An 18,706-nucleotide genomic window follows, 5' to 3' on the forward strand; every position below is an offset into this window, starting at 1 on the left:
TTCATGTCGATCAGAGAAGACCAAGTCAAGGCACTTGCCAATGAAACCCGGATTGAGGTGCTGCGCGTGCTGACCGATCCGGCCAGATATTTCTCGGCACAAGAATCCGCCGACCCTGTAAAGTTTGGCGTTTGCGTTCACCTTTTGGCGGCGCATTTCGAGGTGAGCCAACCCACCATGAGCCGACATATCGAGCTTTTGAAAAGGGCCGGCTTCATTCAGGCCAAGCGGCAACAGAAATGGACCTATTGCTCGCGCAACGAGGCCGCATTGACCGACTATGCGAACTGGCTGAAGGCGTCACTAAGCATCCAAGATGCCTAAAGCGCCGTGATTACAAACCCAGCTTGTCGCGCATGAAGGCCAGCGCCACTTGCAGCCCATCGGGGGCGATGCCGTGGGCGGTGCCTTTCATCACATGGGCGTAAACATCCTGCCAGCCTGCGGCTTGCAGGGCCTCGGCAGCTTCGGGCAGGGATTGCGGCGGCACCACGTCATCGGCATCGCCATGCACCAGCAAGACCGGCGGGCGGCATTGCACCTCGTCTTTCAGCAATTCGGGCCGCAACAGCCGCCCGGAAAAGGCCACGATCCCGGCCACCTCATCCTCGCGGCGCGGGGCCACGTGCAGGGCCATCATGGTGCCTTGGGAAAAGCCGAACAGAACGACCTGTTCGGGCAGCACATCCTCGTCCACCATCAGCGCATCGAGATAGGCATTGAGGTCATCCACCGCGGCCATCATCCCGCGTTCGGATTCTTCCTCGCTTGAGCCGTCGATCCACGGGATCGGGAACCATTGATAGCCACCCGGCATCATCGGAATTTCCTCAGGCGCGTCGGGGGCCACGAACAGCGTATCGGGCAGGTGTTCGCCCAGCACATCGGCCAGCCCCAGAAGGTCGGCCCCATTGGCCCCGTATCCGTGAAGGAACACCACCACCGAGCGGGTCTCGCCGGAATGCGGGCCTTTGCGCCCTGAGTTGAGTACGCGTGTCATCTGATCCCTTCCCTGTCCTTTGCCACATGGTAGTAGGCCCAGAGCTGCCGGGCCGCAACCGCTCTCCAGGGGCTCCACGCTGCGGCCATGTCGCGCAAGTGACGTTCCTTGGGGCGCTCGGGCAAGTCATAGAGCAGGCGCGCGGCCTCCTGCAGGGCCAGATCGCCGGGCGCGAAGACATCGGCGCGGCCAAGGCTGAACATGGCGTAAATCTCGGCGGTCCAGACGCCGATCCCCGGCACTTGGGTCAAGGTTTTCACCACCTCCTCGGTGGGGGCATCGCGCAGGGCCTTGTAGTCAATGCGCGCCTCGGCCAGCGCCTTGGCATAGCGCAGCTTTTGGCGGCTGAGACCGGCGGCGCGCAGCTCCTCCTCGCTGGCCCAAAGCACCTTGCGCGGACCGGTCAGGCGGGCAGCCTGCATCTTGGCCCAAATCGCGCGGGCAGCGGCGACGCTGACCTGCTGGCTGACGATTGCGCTGAGGAGTTGCGAGAAGCCGTCGGGGCGGCGACGCAGGGGGAGCGGTCCGGTCAGGCTCTGCGCGTAGGCCATGCGCGGGCATGTTGAGGTAATATGTGAAAGTCCTTCCGTAACATCCTGATCAGTCGTTATAATTCTTTCTGTCATAACGCCTCTATCCAAGCCAATGCCTCGGCCACTGTCGCCACCTTGGGCGCCGGGGGCTGAGGCGGGCGGTTGATCACCGCGACCTTGATCCCCAGTTCGCGCGCCGCAATCAGTTTTGAGCGGGGTGCCTCTCCGCCAGCGTTTTTCACAACCACCCAATCAACGCCCAGTCTTTTGAATAGTTCTCTTTCCTCGGAGATCGAGAACGGCGGACGCCCCACCAGAAACTCACCATTGGGAAAGGGGAAAGGCCGATCCGGCGGGTCGATCTGGCGACAGATCAGGCGGCAGTTCGACAGATTGGCAAAGCGGTCAAGCGTTTGCCGCCCCGTGGCCAGAAACACGGTGGAACCGGGTGCAATGTGCTTGGCGGCCTCGTCCTCGCGGTTCAAAAAGGTCCAATCATCACCCGCCTCGGCTATCCATTCTGGCCGGAGCAATTGACAATAGGGAATATTCTGCTCGGCGCAGATATCTGCGGTCCGATTGGAAATCCGATGCGCAAATGGGTGCGTGGCGTCCAAAACCGCCGATATGCCCTCCGTCCGAAGGTAGGCGCGAAAGCCATCGGCCCCGCCAAAGCCGCCGGTGCGCGTGTTCAGCCCCGTGGCGCGCGGCGCGCGTGTCGCCCCGGCAAGCGAGGCCACGGCAGGAAAGCCCCTGTCGGACAGGGCCTTGGCGATCTGCTGCGCCTCTGTCGTTCCGGCCAGCAACAAAAGCGTCATACGCCCGCCCTCGCGATGATCTTGCCCTCGCGGTCAATGACCACCGTATCGGCCTTGACGCTGTCAGGCAGCATGGCGCGGACGTTTTCAAGCGCGTGATTGGCCACCCATGTCGCCATATCTTCCCCAATTTTTTCATAGGCTTGCAGGGCGGTATTCATGTATTTCAACTCGTCCTCACCCAATGCTTTGGCAAGTGCGTCAAAATCCACCTGACTGCGGCCCGAATGCAAATCCCGCGCCCCCTGGGCCAGTTTGGTCATCTTGCCGATGCCCCCGCCGATTGTAATGCGCGGCACCGGGTGCTTGGCCAGATACTTGAGCAACCCGCCCGCAAAATCCCCCATGTCCAGCATGGCATGATCCGGCAGATCATAAAGCGCCTGCACGGTCTTTTCGCTGGTCGCACCCGTACAGCCCGCCACATGCGGCAGGCCTTGGGCACAGGCCACGTCGATCCCGCGGTGAATCGAGGCGATCCAAGCCGCACAGGAAAAGGGCCGCACAATCCCGGTGGTCCCCAAGATCGACAAGCCCCCTTTGACACCAAGGCGCGGGTTCCACGTTTGCCGGGCCAGTTCCGCGCCATTGGGAATCGAAATCTCAATCACCACATCAGGCACCTGACCAAGCTCCTGCGCCAGATCGTGGACCACGCCCTTCATCATCTGGCGTGGCACCGGGTTGATCGCCGGTTCCCCCGGCGGAATGGGCAGCCCCGGCATGGTCACCTGCCCCACACCAACGCCTGCCTTGAACCGCACGCCACTGTCCGAGGGCGAAACCCGCGCAATCACCAGTGCGCCGTGGGTGACATCCGGGTCGTCACCCGCATCCTTGATGATCCCGGCCTCGCACCAGCCCGGCCCTTCGTCCCAATGGGCCACCTCGAACACGGGCGTTTCCCCCTTCGGCAAGGTGATCTGCACCTCGTCGAGCTTGCCCTGCCCCCACAGCCCCAGAAGCGCCGCGCGCGTGGCAGCGGTGGCGCAGGCACCCGTGGTCCAGCCACGGCGCAGGGGGGTGTCGGGTTTGCGGGCCATGTGGGGCCGGACTATAGGCGCGACAGGTCTCAAGACAATCGCCAAATTGCGCCACCTCACGCCCAAAGGCAGCGCGCAAATGCCGCAAAAGCCGGGCAAATGTGTCGCCCCGGGCCTTTCCCCGCGCCCGCGCAGGCGGCATAAGAGGGGCATGGACGACTCACTTCCCCTTCCCACGGGCCATTGGCCCCAGATGCAGCCCGGCTGGGTCTGGCTCTGCGGTGCGGGCCCCGGTGACCCGGGGCTTCTGACCCTGCATGCGGTCAATGCCCTGCGGCAGGCGGATGTAGTGATCTATGACGCGCTGGTGCAGGAGGCGATCTTGGACTGGGCCCCGCAGGCCGAGCATATCTATGCTGGCAAACGCGGCGGCAAGCCTTCGGCCAAACAGCGCGATATTTCCCTTCGGCTGGTCGATCTGGCCCGCGCGGGCAAACGGGTTTTGCGCCTTAAAGGCGGCGACCCTTTCGTCTTTGGCCGTGGCGGGGAAGAGGCGCAGACACTGGTACAGCATTCCGTACCCGTCCGCATCATCCCCGGCATCAGCGCCGGGATCGGCGGGCTGGCCTATGCCGGTATCCCGGTCACCCATCGCGACGTGAACCAATCGGTGACCTTCGTCACCGGCCACGACCAATCGGGGCAAACGCCCTCCTCGCTGGACTGGGCCTCGATTGCCAAGGGCAGTCAGGTCATCGTGATCTACATGGGCATGAAGCATGTGGAGCGGATTTCCGGCGCGCTGATGGAGGCCGGTCGCCCCGCCTCCGAGCCCTGTGCCGTGGTCTGTTCGGCCACCACCGGCGAACAGCAGGTACTGGAAACCACCCTTGGAACCATGACCGAGGATATCGCCCAAAGCGGGCTGGAGCCGCCCGCGATCCTCTGTGTTGGCCGCTCGGTCCTGATGCGGCAGGTGCTGGATTGGCAAGGCATGCTCGCGGGCGAGGCACCGCGCAACCTTGATCCGCTCGGCCGGGGGCGCCCCGCGGAAAGCGCCTAGGCCTTGGGCGGGCTGATCTTTGCCGCCCCGGCCTCGGGCAGCGGGAAAACCACCGTCACGCTTGGATTTTTGCGCGCCACCGCGCGGCAAGGCGTGCCGATCCGGTCCGCCAAATCCGGGCCTGATTACATCGACCCCCGGTTTCATGCTGCCGCCTCCGGGCGGGAGTGTGTAAACCTTGATGCTTGGGCGATGACGCCCGACCGCCTCCGCCACCTTGCGGCGCATTCCCCCGGTGAAACCCTGCTCATCGAAGGGGCCATGGGGCTTTTCGATGGCGCGCCACCCGATGGCAAAGGCTCCTCCGCCGACCTGGCGCGTCTGCTTGGCCTGCCCGTGGTGCTGATCATCGATTGTGCGCGCATGGCAGGCTCCGTCGCCGCTATCGCCCATGGCTTTGCCACGCTCGACCCGCAGGTTCAGGTAGCAGGCGTGATCCTCAACAACATCGGCTCCCCCCGGCATGAAGAAATGCTGCGCCGTGCCCTGCCCGAGACCCCGTTGTTCGGCGCGGTGCCGCGCAACAGCGCCCTGTCGCAGCCCTCGCGGCACTTGGGTCTGGAACAGGCCGAGGAACGCCCCGACCTTGACCAATTCCTTGATACCGCCGCCGATATCATGGCCGAAAACTTAGATATTGAGGCTCTGCTAGAGCTTGCCGCGCAACATGACGTGCCAAAAGGCACCGCAACGCCCCTGCCGCCCCCGGCGCAACGCATCGCCGTGGCCCAGGATCGCGCCTTTGGCTTTTCCTATCCGCATATGCTGACCGATTGGCGCGCGGCGGGCGCGGAGCTGGCTTTCTTCTCACCGCTGGGTGACGATCCGGTGCCGCAGGCCGATTTCATCTTCCTGCCCGGCGGCTACCCGGAGCTTCACGCCGGACAACTTTCCGCAACGCAAAACTTCCTGCCGTCGCTGCGTAAGGCCGCGCAAACCACGCCTATCTACGGCGAATGTGGCGGCTACATGGTGCTGGGCGATGGGTTGATCGACGCCGAGGGCACAGGCCACGAAATGGCGGGGCTTCTCAGGCTGGAGACCAGCTTTGCACAGCGCAAACTCCACCTTGGCTACCGCACGCTCTGCGCCCTGCGCGGCCCCTTCCCCGGCAGCTACACGGGCCATGAGTTCCACTATGCCTCCACCCTGCGCGCCGAGGGCGACAGCCTCTTTTATGCCGAGGATGCCATGGGAACACAGCTTGGCCCCACGGGCCTCACCCAAGGCCATGTGCACGGCTCTTTCGCGCATATCATCGACCGGGCGACATGATCCATCTGGACCATTCGGTTCAGCAGGAGTAAGCCTGCCCCCATGACAGACACAGCCGCCCTCCCCGACGACAGCCGCGCCAAGCGCAATGTCACCGTCCTGACCCTTGCGCAGGCCTTTCTTGGCGCGCAAATGGCGATGATTTTCGTGGTGGGCGGGCTGGCCGGTCAAACGCTGGCCTCCAACATCTGCTTTGCCACGCTGCCGATTTCGCTGATCGTTCTGGGCTCCATGCTGGCGGCCAATCCGCTGTCGTGGTTCATGCAGCGCGCAGGCCGCAAGGCGGGGTTCTTCGTTGGTGCCGGTGCCGGGGCTTTGGGCGCGGCCATCGGGGCCTACGGGCTTTACCTCGCCTCCTTCCCGGTCTTCCTACTGGGCAGCCTGATCACCGGCATCTACATGTCGGCGCAAGGCTTCTACCGCTTCGCCGCCGCCGATACCGCCTCGGATACCTTTCGCCCCAAGGCGATTTCCTATGTCATGGCGGGCGGGCTGGCCAGCGCGGTGCTGGGCCCGCAACTGGTCAAGGTCACGTCACAGGCCATGGTGATCCCCTTCATGGGCACCTACCTTGCCGTGGTGGTGCTCAACCTCATCGGCGCGCTGCTCTTTTTGTTCCTCGACATCCCCAAACCGCCCGTGCCATCCGAGGACGCGCCCAAGGGCCGCTCCCGGTGGGAACTTCTGACCACCCCGCGCATCGCCGTGGCGGTGATCTGCGCCATGGTCTCCTACGCGTTGATGAACCTCGTGATGACCTCGACACCGCTGGCGGTGGTGGGCTGTGGGTTCACCGAAGGCAACGCCGCCGATATCGTCACCGGCCATGTGCTCGCGATGTTCGCGCCCTCGTTCTTCACCGGCCACCTCATCGCCCGCTTCGGCGTGGAAAAGATCGTCGGCACCGGCCTCGTGATCCTCGCCGCCGCAGGGGCCGTGGCCCTGCAAGGGGTCGCCATTGAAAACTTCTTCATCGCCCTCATCCTTCTGGGCCTCGGCTGGAACTTCGGCTTCATCGGCGCCACAACCATGCTCGCGGGCGCGCATGAACCACACGAACGCGGCCGCATGCAGGGCCTCAACGACCTGCTGGTCTTCGGCGGTGTCACCCTCGCCTCCCTGGCCTCGGGCGGGTTGATGAACTGCTCGGGCGGCAACGCGCAGGATGGCTGGATGTCGGTCAACCTCGCCATGGTCCCCTTCCTCGCCCTCGCAGGCGGCGCACTCCTCTGGCTCATGCTCCGGCCCGATGACGCCTGACGCCTTTTCTTCTGGCTCGAAATATCCTGGGGGACGTTGAAAATCCCATTTTCAACGGGGGGCAAAGCCCCCTAACCGGCGCGCGATAGCGCGCTCATCCTGCCGCGCCGCAAGGCGCGTCCGCTTACCAACGACCCAAAACTGCCGCGCGGCTTAGTGCCCAACGCCGCGCAATCGGTGCCGGATCAAGCGCCCCCTCAGCCACCCGCCCCGGCACCGCCATAGCCCTGCGCAAAACCGCCTCGGCCTGCGCCACCGGCAAACACGCCGGGCGCGCCGCTTTGGGTATATCCCCGCGCCCGCGCCGCGCCTCGGCCAAGGCCTCCAGCCCCTCTTGCGCAAGTGATCGCAGCGCCTCCTGCGTGCCTTCCACAAGCGGAATCCGCCCCGCCGCCTCCAGCGCCGGAACCGCTCGCAACCAATTGGCCAGCCCCAGGGCATAGCCTGCCTGCTCCAAAACCTCCGCAGGCGCGGCACGGTCCAGAACCTGCCCCGCCACCACCAGCAATCCACCCGATGTATCGCGAATATGCGCGCGAAATGCCGCCATATCCTCGAAGGGTTCGCGCCCGATATCCCAACGCCGCGCCAAGATCAGATCATCCAGCCGCTCGGTATCTTCCGGGCTCAGGATATGCGCCAAGGGTGTCACCACCTCATGCCGCCGAACGATCCCGCGCTCGCGGATTTCCTCCAAGGCATCGCGCCACCATTGCAGGCGCATCTCGGCGATCATCGGTTCCTGCGTCACCCAAGGGGCGCGCGAGACCTCGATATTGAAGGCATAAAGCGGGAAAAGCTTGGCCCGTGCGGCCACGGGCGCGGCCATCACGGCGGCAAAGCGTTCAGCATCGCCCGCTTCCACAAGCGCCGCACAGGCGGTCAGATCGGCATCAAACTCCATGCGGCTCAGCTAGGCCCCGTGCCGGGCCGGACCAGCATCAATTCATAGCGCACATGGTCGGGCGCCGCCCGCCAGAGCGTAATCTCACGCTCCGCCTCGGCCAAAACCGGCTCCAACGCCGCATCGGCCCCGGCGCGCAAGCGCGCCACCCGTGCCGCCAGCGGCATGTAATAGGCCGCCCATGCGGCGGTGCTCAACGGACGGTGATCCACCACCTCGAACCCGGCCGCCTCGACCCGGGCCTGCAACCCGCCATAATCGGTGATCTGCGGATACTCGGCCCAGAAATCCTTGGCCGCTTGCGGCGCATCCGCCTCCAATACCGGCTCACTAAAGGCAATCGCCCCGCCCAGCGCCAGAGATTGCCGCCAGAGCTGCAACCCCTCGGTCACGCCGAGAAAGTAAATCGCCCCCGCCGACCAGATGAAATCGTAAAACCCCGACAAAGCGGCCATGTCGCCGGTCACCACCTCGACATTGGTGAAATGCCGCAACCGCTCGCGCGCCTCATCGGCCAGATGCGGGATCTGCTCGATCCCTTCAATCCGCGCCATGGGCCGCGCCTCGGCCAGCGTTTCCAGATCGGCCCCCGGCCCGCAACCCGCATCCAATATGCGCGCCTCGCGCCCCACCTCCAGCACATCCAAGGCCCAGTGCACGTCCTCAGGCAAACCCGGCCCCTGCCGCGGGATATCGGCGTGCAGCGTGAGGAAGGCCTCTTCCTCGGTCATATCTGCCCCCCGTCGCGCGCGAGCTTCCAGGTGATCGCGTCCAGCAAAGCCTCGAAACTGGCGTCGACTATGTTGGCGCTGACGCCCACGGTCGACCACCGCCGCCCCTGCCCGTCCTCACTGTCGATGATCACCCGCGTCACCGCCTCGGTCCCGCCCTGGGTGATCCGCACCTTGAAGTCCACCAGCCGCATATCGTCAATCGCCGCCTGATAGCGGCCCAAGTCCTTGGCCAGCGCCTTGGCCAGCGCGTTCACCGGGCCACGGTCATTGCCCGCCTCATCCATCGACTCGCTGACCGACAGCTTCTTTTCGCCATCGACCTTCACCACCACCACGGCCTCCGACAGGCTCACCATCCGGTCATACTTGTTCTTGCGTCGCTCCACGGTCACCTTGTAGCGCTTCACCTCGAAGAACTGCGGCAACTGCCCCAGCTCCCGCCGCGCCAGCAGTTCGAAACTCGCCTGCGCGCTGTCATAGGTATAGCCGCGATCCTCCCGCGCCTTGATCTCCTCCAGGATGCGCGGCAACGCCGGATTGTCCTTGGCCACCTCGATCCCGGCCTCAGCCAACCGGCGGCGCAGATTGGATTGCCCCGCTTGGTTCGACATCGGGATGACGCGCGCATTGCCCACCACCTCGGGGTCGATATGCTCATAGGTGGTCGGGTCCTTGAGGATGGCCGAAGCATGCAGCCCCGCCTTATGCGCAAAGGCCGAAGCCCCCACATAGGCCGCCTGTTTCATCGGCACCCGGTTGAGGATTTCATCCAGCAACCGGCTGGCCTGCGTCAGGGTTTTCAGCGCCTCGCGCGTGACCCCGGTTTCAAACTGGCTGACAAAGGGCTCTTTCAACATCAGCGTCGGAATGAGCGTCGTCAGATTGGCATTGCCACAGCGTTCGCCAAGCCCATTCAGCGTACCCTGCACCTGCCGCGCCCCCGCTTCCACCGCCGCAAGGCTGCCCGCAACGGCGTTTTCGGTGTCGTTATGGGTGTGAATGCCCAGCCGATCACCCGGAATCCCCGCCTTGATCACAGCACTGGTGATCGCGCGGATTTCCTGCGGCAGCGTCCCGCCATTGGTATCGCACAGCACGATCCAGCGCGCGCCCGCCTCCAGTGCGGCCAAACAACAAGCCACCGCATAGTCGGGGTTGGATTTGTAGCCGTCAAAGAAATGCTCGGCATCAAACAACGCCTCACGCCCCTGCCCCACGATATGGCTGATGGATTGCGCGATATTGGCGGTGTTTTCCTCCAAGCTAATGCCCAGCGCGGTTTCGACATGAAAATCATGGCTTTTGCCGACGATACAGACCGACCCCGTCCCGGCATTGAGCACGGCCGCCAAAACATCGTCATTCTCCGCCGAGCGCCCCGCGCGCTTGGTCATGCCAAAGGCGGTCATCTTGGCACGCGTCTCCGGGGCGGCCTCGAAAAAGGCGCTGTCTGTCGGGTTCGCCCCGGGCCAACCGCCCTCGATATAATCCACGCCCAAGGCATCCAGCGTCTTGGCGATCTGCTGCTTTTCGGCGGTGGAAAACTGCACGCCTTGGGTCTGCTGCCCATCGCGAAGGGTGGTGTCGTAAAGGTAGAGCCTCTCCTTACCCATCACAGCCCCCCTGTCTTCTTCTGTTCAAAAATATCCCGGGGAGTGTGAGGGGCTGGCCCCTCACTCCGACAGCGCGGCTTGGCGCAAAGGGCCCACAACATTACACCACCCCCTCCAGCTTGGCAGGGTCGAATCCCGGTCCGGGGACCAGTTCCACCCGCTCCTTGCTCATCCGCACCTCGACCCCGGCCTCGACGAAGGCGGATTTGAGCCGATCCACCTCCGAAAAGTCCTTGGTTTTCATGGCTGTTTTGCGGGCCTCGAACAACTGAACTTCGAATTCTGAAAGGTCCGCCTTAGGCGCAGAAGCCCAAGCCGGAACATCGTCGCCCATCAAACCAAGAAACTGCAGGGTGTGGCGCAGCATCGAGACATCGTCGGCGAGGGAAAGTTGATGGCACTCTGCAATTGCCCCGGCGCTATTGAGATCATCGGCCAACAGGTTGATGACGGGCTTATAAGGCTCGCCTGTCCCAACCCCTTGCGCGGCTTGTGCGTACCACTTCCGCAGCGTCTTCTCCGCCTCCCGCGCCTTCGCCTCGGTCCAATCCATCGGCTTGCGATAATGCGTGCTCAAAAACACGAACCGGATCACCTCACCCGGATACCCCTGTTCCAGCAAATCATGCACGGTAAAGAAGTTGCCCAAGGATTTGGACATCTTCTTGCCCTCCACCTGCAACATCTCGTTATGCATCCAGACCTGCGCGAACCCGCCCTCGGGATGAGCGCAGCAGCTTTGGGCGATCTCGTTTTCGTGGTGCGGGAACATCAGGTCGTTGCCGCCGCCGTGAATGTCGAAACTCTCGCCCAACAACTCGTAACTCATGGCAGAACACTCAATATGCCAACCGGGCCGCCCCCGGCCCCATGGGCTGTCCCATCCCGGCAGGTCGTCACTCGACGGTTTCCACAACACGAAATCCATCGGGTTGCGCTTGTAGGGGGCCACCTCGACGCGGCTCCCGGCGATCATGTCATCGACCGAGCGGCCCGACAGCGCCCCATAGGTCGCATAGCTTTCCACCGAGAACAGAACATGCCCCTCTGCCTCATAAGCATGACCATCGGCAATCAGCTTTTCGATCATCGCCACCATCTGCCCGATATACTGCGTGGCGCGCGGCATCTGGGTTGGCTCCAAGGCCCCCAAAGCGCCCATATCGTCCAAAAACCACTGCGTCGTCATCTCGGTGATCCGGGCGATCTCGGCGTTCACATCACCGCCCTCGCCCACGTTCTCAATCGCCCGCGCGTTGATCTTGTCATCCACGTCGGTGAAATTGCGCACATAGGTCACATGCTCCGGCCCATAGACATGCCGCAGCAGGCGAAACAGCACGTCAAACACGATCACCGGTCGCGCATTGCCTAAGTGAGCCCGGTCATAGACCGTAGGCCCACAAACATACATGCGCACGTTATCGGGGTCGAGCGGCTCAAAGACCTCTTTTTGCCGGGTCTTGGTGTTGTGCAGTTTGATCGTCGTCATAAGGCCCTCGCGCGCGCAGCTTCCCTGCGGCGGGCTTTAGCAACTTCATGTCATGGATGGAATAGAAGACCGGCCCGCCTGAGATGTCTCAGTGGGGAATGCAGCAAATGATGATGCAGGTTTTGGTCATGTGGCGACGATACGCGCACAAGCCGCCCCACGCAAGGGGCTTGCGGCGCAATGCCCACTGGCGCGCGCGCGGCGCAGGGCGCATCACGGGGCATGAAACAGATTTACCTTCACGGCTTGCCCGGCGGCGCGGCGGAATTGGAGCTTGCGGGCGTGACCATGCCGGTGCTGGATCGCAACGATGGGATCGACCTCCCCCAAGGCCCGCCGCACCTTGTGGGGTTCTCGCTTGGCGCGGCACTGGCCCTGCGCTTGGCCGCACAGCACCCCGACAAGATCGCCCGCCTGACGCTGATCTCCCCCGCTGCCCCCTTGGACCTGGGAGATTTCCTGCCCGATATGGCCGGACAAACGGTCTTCAGGGCCGCCCGGCACCGCAGCGTTTTTCACGCGCTTACAATGGTGCAAGCGGGGATGGTGCGGCTGGCCCCCGACCTGCTGGCCCGGCAATTGATCGCCGCCTGCGACGCCTCGGACCGCGCCCTTCTGAGCAGCAACCAAGGCGCGTGCATCTTCCGCCGCATCCTGCGCCAAGGCTATGGGGTGAACCGGCCCGCCTATCTGCGCGAGGTGCCGCATTATGTACAGCCATGGGCGGATGATCTGGCGCGCGTCACCTGCCCGGTGATCCTGCACCACGGCACGGTCGACACATGGGCACCCCCGGCCATGACGACAGCTTTGGCCAAAGCGCTACCCAAGGCCGAGGTGCACATGCATGAGGGGTTGGGACATTACGCAACCTTGGTTGAGGCCCTGAAATGCCCGTAATCCAAATCAGTTCAGAGAATACTACGCCCTATCGGATCACGATCTCATCGGCACGCAACAGGCCCAGCACGTCACGTGCCTGTTGGTCCAACAGGTCCAGATCAAGGTAACTGTCCGACAAACGATGCGTCAGGTTCTCCATCCGCGCGACCTTGGCCTCCAGCCCGGCCAGTTGCTCGGCCAACTCGCGGTTCTGGGCGTCGATCTCGGCGCGGCGGAAGAGGCCATAATCCCCCTGCACGGCGGCAAAGGTGAAATAGGCACATAGCCCAAAGGCCACGACGGAATAAATCAGAACGCCCAAAGCGGGCCGCTTGCGGGATGTCATCGGTTTGCCTGTCTCTGCCTCATGCGTCGCCTCTGACGGGCGATCAGGCCCTACAATGCCACAAGTGATTCGCAATGTGAATCCCCCTTTCCATTCAATCGCTTGGCAGGCTACATTTCGCGTTAGAGGAGAGTCGCCCATGCCACATCTGCCACCCCGCACCGACCTGTCCACCCATGAGGTCGCCAACCAGCCGCCCGATCCGGGCGATCTGGACCTATGGCAGGGCGATTCCCCCCTGCGCGATCACGCCCGCGCGGCAGGCGCGGACGGCGAAAAACTCGCCCGCTTCGGCGCGCAAATCGGCAGTTCCGAAATGCGCGCGGCAGGGCGTAACGCCAACAGGCATCCCCCCGAGGCGCTGCTTTTCGATGCGGCTGGGCGGCGTCTGGACGAGGTGCGCTTTCACCCCGCCTATCACCAGCTTTTGGGCGAAGGGATCAAGGCCGGTTATGCCGCGATCCCGTGGGAGGGGGCCAAGGGCGGCCATGCCACCCATGCCGCCATGGTCTACCTGATGAGCCAGGTGGAACCGGGCGTGTGCTGCCCGATGACCATGACCTATGCCGCCGTTCCGGCCCTGCGCGCCGATGAGGGGTTGTTTTCCGAGTGGGTGCCGAAACTGACCGCGCGGGCCTATGACGGCGCGGTCAAACCCTTGGCGCGCAAGCCCGGCGCGACGATGGGCATGGCGATGACCGAAAAACAGGGCGGCTCGGACCTGCGGGCCAATACCACGCTGGCCGAAAGGGATGGCGACAGCTACCGCCTGACCGGGCATAAATGGTTTTGCTCTGCGCCCATGTCGGATGGCCTTCTGACACTGGCCCAGACCGAGGCGGGCCTGACCTGTTTCCTTGTCCCCCGCTGGCTGGAAGGCGCGCGCAATGCGGTGCAGATCCAACGCCTCAAGGACAAGCTGGGCAATTGCGCCAATGCCTCCGCCGAGATCGAATTCGCCGGGGCCTTGGCGCATCGTTTGGGCGATGAGGGCGCGGGCATCCGCACGATCATCGAAATGGTGCATCACACCCGGCTCGATACTTCCATGGCCCCGGCGGGCCTGATGCGCGCCGCGCTTGGCCATGCACACCACTGGGCCAGCCACCGCACGACCTTCCAAAAACAACTGATCGACCAGCCCTTGATGCAAAGCGTGCTGGCCGATCTCGCGCTGGATTGGGAAGGCACGCTGGCGCTTGGCCTGCATGTGGCGCGCGCCTTTGACGGGCGCAGTGAAGGCGACCGCGCCTATGCCCGGCTTGCCGTGGCTTTGGCGAAATACCTTGGCAACAAGCTCTGCCCCGGTGTGGTTTACGAGGCGATGGAGGCCGTGGGCGGCATGGGCTATGTCGAGGACACGCCCCTGCCCCTGCTTTATCGCGAGGCGCCGCTCAATTCGATCTGGGAAGGCTCGGGCAATGTGATCTGCCTTGATATCCTGCGCACCCTGCGGCGCGAGCCTTTGGCCGGGGAACGGCTGAGCACGGAACTGGGCGCGGCCTCGGGACAATACCGCCGCTATGACGCGGCGCTCAAGGCGCATATGGAGCGGTTCCCGAAGCTGCCCGAGGAAGGCGCGGCGCGATGGTATGCCGAAAGCCTTGCCACGCTGCTGACCGCCTCGGTGCTGATCCGCCATGCCCCGGCGCATGTGGCCGAAGGCTATGTCGCCACGCGGCTTGCCGGGGAACGGGGGCGCACGGCAGGGGCGATCAAGGGCGTGGATTGTGCGGGCCTTCTGGACCGGATCGGCAGCGCGGGGTGACCCGGAGGAGATTGGGGGCTTCGCCCCCGACGCCCTGCGGGCGCCTCCCCCAGAGTATTTTTGGAAAGATGAAGGGCCTGCCGGATCATATCGGCAGGTGGATCTTGAAGGTCTTTCTGATTTCGGCATCCAGCATTGGATCGAAACGCGCCGCCGAGGGGTTGGCAAGGATCGCCTCCTTGCGGGCGCGGGCCTTGTCGACCAGATCGGGTTTGCCGCGTTCGTCCCATTCCTTGGGGCTGGTACGGTCGCCCAGCGCCGGATAGACGTGATCGGCCTGCATCCGGCTGAGCGTGGCGGCGGTGCCAAGGTAATGACCAGGCCCGCCCAAGCAGACCTCGCGCATCTGATCGAGGGCCAGCGTGTCATCATCCACCTCGATGCCGCGCACACAGCGTAGCGCTTGCCCGATCAGGTCATCGCCCAAGATCAGGCTTTCGTGGCAGAACCCCAGAAGCGAAGCATGCATGCCCGCCGCCTCGTAAACCATGTTGAGGCCCGACAGCCCCGCCATGACGTTCGAGCACATCTGCTCCCACCCGGCCTGCATGTCGGGCAGTTTGCTGTCGGCGATGCCGCCCACCGCGCCGCCGGGCAGGTCGTAGAACCGGTGCATCTGGGCGCAGCCCGCCGAGAGCAGCGCCTGTTCGCCCGAGCCGCCGGTCATCGCCCCGGTGCGCAGGTCCAACCCGAAAGGCCATGTGCCGAAGATCGCCGGATGCCCCGGCGCTATGGCGTTGACATAGACCAGCCCGGCCAGACATTCCGCCACGGCCTGCACGATGGCCCCGGCCACGGTGGAGGGCGCCGTGGCCCCCGCCATGCCTGCCGAGAGCAATAGCACCGGCATGCCGCCTTCGATACAGGCCTCCATCACCTGACAGGATTCGGTGGCGAATTTCATCGGCGGGACCACGAAGCAATTGGAATTGCTGACAAAAGGCCGCGCACGCCAGGCCTCCTCCCCGCCCGCAATCATGTGCAACAGCTTTATCGCTTCGCGCGCATGGGCGGGATCGGTGAAGGAGGTGCCCACATGTTTGCTGGTGCCCGCGCAACAGGCATAGACGGTATTGAGCTCCATCTCGCAGGCGTCTTCGATATCGCGGGCCACCATGGGGCGTTGCAGGAAATGGATATTGTCCAGCGTATCGGTGATCCGCGCCGCATCATACAAATCCTGCAGGGTGCTTTCGCGGTAATGCTGGCCCTCCACATCCACCATATGCACCGCCGCCCCCGCCGTGCCGTAATGCACACGGGTGCCCGAAAGCTGCAGATCATGCGCCGGGTCCCGGCCATGCAGGGTGATGCCGCGATTGGTCCGCGCCAGCGTGTCTTCGACCAAGGCGCGCGGGAAACGCAGGCGCCCATCCTCGCCCAATATCGCGCCAGCGGCGGTCATATAGTCGATGCCGCTTTGCGGGGCATCGGCCAGACCGATCTCTTCGAGGGCCTCTAGGGCGGCATTGTGGATTTTCTCGATCTGCGGCGGGCTCAACACATTGAGCGTGCCGCCCTCCATGCCGGGGCGCACCGGGCGCAGGGTGTCGTCAAGCGGGGCGGCGCGGCTGGCACGCCGGGCGGCGCGCCCGCCCGAGCGGCGCGAGGTCATCTGGTTCATTCATGGAATCCTTTGGTTGGGGGCTTGGCTAGGGGTTGAAAACTCACCCCAAGGCTGGCCGCCCCCGTGCCGCGCGTCCCCGCGCGGCCCCAATGGTCCTGATGATCAGAACATGTTTGCAGCTCGGCATCATGGCCGGGCCCTCCTCCCTGAGTGACCCGATCAAACCCGATTCTCCTGCGACAGTCTGTCCCAATCGCGACGCATGTCGCAATCAGACCTCGAAGGGTCGATTACCCCGTCAAACCCTGCGCCAAATCCACCAGATGGCCCAACGCCGCCTCAAGGCGGCTGTCTTCCACCGTCAGGGCCACGCGCACATGGCCCGCCGCCGCCTGCCCGAAACTTTCGCCCGGCATCACCGCCACATGGTGGTCCTCCAGCAAGCGCAGGGCAAACGCCTCCCCCGACAAGCCCGTGGCGCGGATATCCAGCATGACATACATCGCCCCGGCGGCCGGAATGGGCCGCACCACCTCCTGCCCCTTCAACAGCCCCAAAACCAGATCGCGGCGGCGTTCGAAGGGTTCGGCGATCTTCGCCTCGAACTCCGGCCCTTGGTCCAGCGCGAAACAGGCGGCCTCCTGAATGAAACCCGCCACGCCATAGGTGGTATGGGTGGCAAGGTTCGCCATATGGGCAATCGCCTCTTCCGGCCCCACGACCCAGCCGATGCGGCTTCCGGTCATGGCATGGCTTTTCGACAGCGAGCCGATCACCAGCGTGCGGTCGGCCATGCCCTCAAGGCTGCGCGGGGTGATATGATCCCCCTCCCAGACCTGCGTGTCATAGACCTCGTCCGAGATCATCCACAGATCATGCGCGCGACACAGATCTGCCAGCCCTTCCAAGGTCTCGCGGGTGTAGTTCACGCCGGTGGGGTTGTTGGGCGAGTTGATCAGCAGGCTCCGCGCACCGGGGGCGGCCTGCGCCACCTCCTCCGGGTCGGGCTGAAAGGCCCGCTCAGGACGCGCAGGGATGGCATGGGGCCGCGCGCCCACCCCCCGGATCGTGCCGGGATAGGTGGCATAATAAGGGTCAATGAAGAGTGCGGTATCGCCCTCGTCACAGGCGGCATGATGGGCGGTAAACAGCCCCGCCTGCCCGCCCGGCACGACCAGCACGTTGTCGGGCGTCGTGGGCACGCCAGTGCGCTCGGTCACCCGCTTGGCGACCCGCTCGCGCAGCGGCTTGATCCCGTTGAAGGCGGAATAGCCGGTGACACCGGCAAGGGTTGCCTCATGCATGGCGTCCAGAATGCTGCGGTCCGTGCCGATATCATGCTCCCCAATGGTCAGATGGGTGATGTCATGGCCCGCCGCATCCATGGCATTGGCCTTGTAATAAACATCCCATCCATCCGATCCGCCGCCCGTGATCCCGGTAATCCGCTGCGCCAAACGCATGTCCTGCCCTCCATTTTGGGTGTTTCCGCGCCCAGATGGACCGGGCGGCAGGGGGATGTCAAACAGGGTGGGCCTTGGCAGGTTGAGAAGCCGTGGGGCATTCTCGCAAGCGGGTCTTGGTATGTTGTGTACAGAACGGCGGGTTCGAGCCCTTGCTGGTCATTGAAATGATGAGCCGTGCTTTGACGGGCCGCGGTGCGGCGATCAAACGGCTGAGCTAAAGCGCTTTATCTCAGAACTGGCGCGTAACGTCTAATCTATGCGCCATGACCAACCCAATCGCCGTGCCGGGGGGCGGCCCGGCGATGCGCGGCGGGCCTGCGGCCCTTGATTCCGCGCAGGGGCTCTGTCCGTTTCGTCCCGCATACCAGCCACGCCCGCAAAGCGGCGCAAAGCGCCACTTGCCCTTAACCCCCCAGCCCCAATCGCATCTCCACCGCCGGGAACACAACCTCGGGCGTCAGCTGCAAGGCCACCTCGGCCCCGGCCCCAAAGCCCATGGCGCGATAGAACGGCACGGCGTTCCGGGTGCTGAGGCAGCACAACAGGCGCACCCCGGCACTGCGGGCTGTGTCCATGCTATGCTGCATGATCGCTCGGGCCACCCCTTGGCGCAGGTGTCGAGGATCGCAGGCAACATGCCGGATATGGCCCACCCCGGCCACACCGGGCCGCCCGAAAGGCGTGACATGGGTCCAGCCGCCCGCGCCCACCACGCGCCCCCGTTGCCGAGCGACGAAATAGGTCGGGCAAGACAGCAGGCTGCGCCGCGCTTGGGTGATCTTGGGCAGGGCCGCGGCAAGGACCGCCGCGTCATACTCCGGCGCCAGAAGCGCCGAATAGGATCGCAGCAACAAGTCGGAAACCTCAGGCCCGTCGCCGGGCGTGGCTGGGGCAATGTTCAAAACAGGCATTTGGAAAACTCCGGGCAGGATGCCATGCCACCCAAAGCCTGCCCAAAGAAAAAGCCGCGCTCGGATGGCGCGGCTTTCGGTCTGGTTCATG

At 64.3% G+C, this 18,706-nt stretch carries 18 protein-coding genes; 6 read left to right on the forward strand and 12 right to left on the reverse strand.

The features are described from left to right. Positions 1–3 precede the first annotated feature (3 nt). Positions 4–324, forward strand: a complete 321-nt coding sequence (locus QZ498_RS03680; RefSeq protein ID WP_294620353.1) for an ArsR family transcriptional regulator — start codon at positions 4–6, stop codon at positions 322–324. 10 nt (positions 325–334) lie between these two features. Here QZ498_RS03680 and QZ498_RS03685 read toward each other — a convergent pair whose 3' ends face one another. Genes QZ498_RS03685 through QZ498_RS03700 form a run of 4 tightly spaced genes read right to left on the reverse strand, consistent with a single transcriptional unit; the run spans position 335 to position 3,394 of the window. Then, positions 335–1,000: an alpha/beta fold hydrolase gene (locus QZ498_RS03685; protein ID WP_294620354.1), complete on the reverse strand. Its 666-nt coding sequence runs from the start codon at positions 998–1,000 to the stop codon at positions 335–337. Beyond that, the gene (locus tag QZ498_RS03690; RefSeq protein ID WP_294620355.1) at positions 997–1,626 is read right to left on the reverse strand and encodes a DNA-3-methyladenine glycosylase 2 family protein; all 630 of its coding nucleotides are present in this window, start codon (positions 1,624–1,626) and stop codon (positions 997–999) included. Before QZ498_RS03690 ends, QZ498_RS03685 begins: the two co-directional genes overlap by 4 nt. Continuing rightward, a complete protein-coding gene (locus tag QZ498_RS03695) occupies positions 1,623–2,351 on the reverse strand; it encodes a cobalt-precorrin-6A reductase (protein ID WP_294620357.1) in 729 nt (242 codons plus the stop codon). The genes QZ498_RS03690 and QZ498_RS03695 overlap by 4 nt, the downstream gene beginning before the upstream one ends. Further along, a complete protein-coding gene (locus QZ498_RS03700) occupies positions 2,348–3,394 on the reverse strand; it encodes a cobalt-precorrin-5B (C(1))-methyltransferase (RefSeq protein ID WP_294620359.1) in 1,047 nt (348 codons plus the stop codon). Before QZ498_RS03700 ends, QZ498_RS03695 begins: the two co-directional genes overlap by 4 nt. A gap of 151 nt (positions 3,395–3,545) precedes the next feature. Between QZ498_RS03700 and cobA the strand changes: the two genes are divergently transcribed. The 3 genes from cobA to QZ498_RS03715 are packed head-to-tail and all read left to right on the forward strand — an operon-like array spanning position 3,546 to position 6,932. Then, positions 3,546–4,397, forward strand: coding sequence for a uroporphyrinogen-III C-methyltransferase (gene cobA / locus QZ498_RS03705; protein ID WP_294620360.1), 852 nt, complete (start codon positions 3,546–3,548; stop codon positions 4,395–4,397). A gap of 3 nt (positions 4,398–4,400) precedes the next feature. After that, on the forward strand, positions 4,401–5,672 hold the full coding sequence (locus QZ498_RS03710) for a cobyrinate a,c-diamide synthase (RefSeq protein ID WP_294620361.1): 1,272 nt from the start codon (positions 4,401–4,403) through the stop codon (positions 5,670–5,672). A 42-nt stretch (positions 5,673–5,714) separates the two neighbouring features. Beyond that, positions 5,715–6,932, forward strand: a complete 1,218-nt coding sequence (locus QZ498_RS03715; protein ID WP_294620362.1) for an MFS transporter — start codon at positions 5,715–5,717, stop codon at positions 6,930–6,932. A gap of 124 nt (positions 6,933–7,056) precedes the next feature. Here the strand turns inward: QZ498_RS03715 and QZ498_RS03720 are convergent, their stop codons facing one another. From QZ498_RS03720 to cysS, 4 genes are all read right to left on the reverse strand, one after another. Next, positions 7,057–7,836, reverse strand: a complete 780-nt coding sequence (locus QZ498_RS03720; RefSeq protein ID WP_294620364.1) for a squalene/phytoene synthase family protein — start codon at positions 7,834–7,836, stop codon at positions 7,057–7,059. 5 nt (positions 7,837–7,841) lie between these two features. Next, on the reverse strand, positions 7,842–8,567 hold the full coding sequence (locus QZ498_RS03725) for a trans-aconitate 2-methyltransferase (protein WP_294620366.1): 726 nt from the start codon (positions 8,565–8,567) through the stop codon (positions 7,842–7,844). Beyond that, a complete protein-coding gene (gene cimA, locus QZ498_RS03730) occupies positions 8,564–10,183 on the reverse strand; it encodes a citramalate synthase (RefSeq protein WP_294620368.1) in 1,620 nt (539 codons plus the stop codon). Before cimA ends, QZ498_RS03725 begins: the two co-directional genes overlap by 4 nt. 100 nt (positions 10,184–10,283) lie before the next feature. After that, positions 10,284–11,675, reverse strand: a complete 1,392-nt coding sequence (gene cysS / locus QZ498_RS03735) for a cysteine--tRNA ligase (RefSeq protein ID WP_294620370.1) — start codon at positions 11,673–11,675, stop codon at positions 10,284–10,286. Positions 11,676–11,897: 222 nt separating this feature from the next. On the opposite strand from cysS, the gene QZ498_RS03740 reads away from it, so the two are divergent. Further along, positions 11,898–12,575, forward strand: coding sequence for an alpha/beta hydrolase (locus tag QZ498_RS03740; protein ID WP_294620372.1), 678 nt, complete (start codon positions 11,898–11,900; stop codon positions 12,573–12,575). Between the two features lie 28 nt (positions 12,576–12,603). Here the strand turns inward: QZ498_RS03740 and QZ498_RS03745 are convergent, their stop codons facing one another. Continuing rightward, on the reverse strand, positions 12,604–12,903 hold the full coding sequence (locus QZ498_RS03745; protein WP_294620374.1) for a septum formation initiator family protein: 300 nt from the start codon (positions 12,901–12,903) through the stop codon (positions 12,604–12,606). A gap of 139 nt (positions 12,904–13,042) precedes the next feature. On the opposite strand from QZ498_RS03745, the gene QZ498_RS03750 reads away from it, so the two are divergent. Further along, on the forward strand, positions 13,043–14,671 hold the full coding sequence (locus QZ498_RS03750; RefSeq protein ID WP_294620376.1) for an acyl-CoA dehydrogenase family protein: 1,629 nt from the start codon (positions 13,043–13,045) through the stop codon (positions 14,669–14,671). An 85-nt stretch (positions 14,672–14,756) separates the two neighbouring features. On the opposite strand, the gene QZ498_RS03755 is transcribed toward QZ498_RS03750, so the two are convergent. From QZ498_RS03755 to QZ498_RS03765, 3 genes are all read right to left on the reverse strand, one after another. Beyond that, positions 14,757–16,295 carry a trimethylamine methyltransferase family protein gene (locus QZ498_RS03755; RefSeq protein WP_294620378.1) on the reverse strand — a complete coding sequence of 513 codons (1,539 nt, stop codon included), beginning with the start codon at positions 16,293–16,295 and terminating at the stop codon, positions 14,757–14,759. A 233-nt stretch (positions 16,296–16,528) separates the two neighbouring features. Next, entirely contained in the window at positions 16,529–17,701 is a 1,173-nt protein-coding gene (locus tag QZ498_RS03760) for a pyridoxal phosphate-dependent aminotransferase (protein ID WP_294620380.1), read from the reverse strand. A gap of 407 nt (positions 17,702–18,108) precedes the next feature. Continuing rightward, positions 18,109–18,705: a GNAT family N-acetyltransferase gene (locus QZ498_RS03765; RefSeq protein ID WP_294620381.1), complete on the reverse strand. Its 597-nt coding sequence runs from the start codon at positions 18,703–18,705 to the stop codon at positions 18,109–18,111. Position 18,706 lies beyond the last annotated feature (1 nt).

It is taken from the genome of uncultured Roseovarius sp. (assembly GCF_913057115.1).
Taxonomy (GTDB): Bacteria; Pseudomonadota; Alphaproteobacteria; order Rhodobacterales; family Rhodobacteraceae; genus Roseovarius.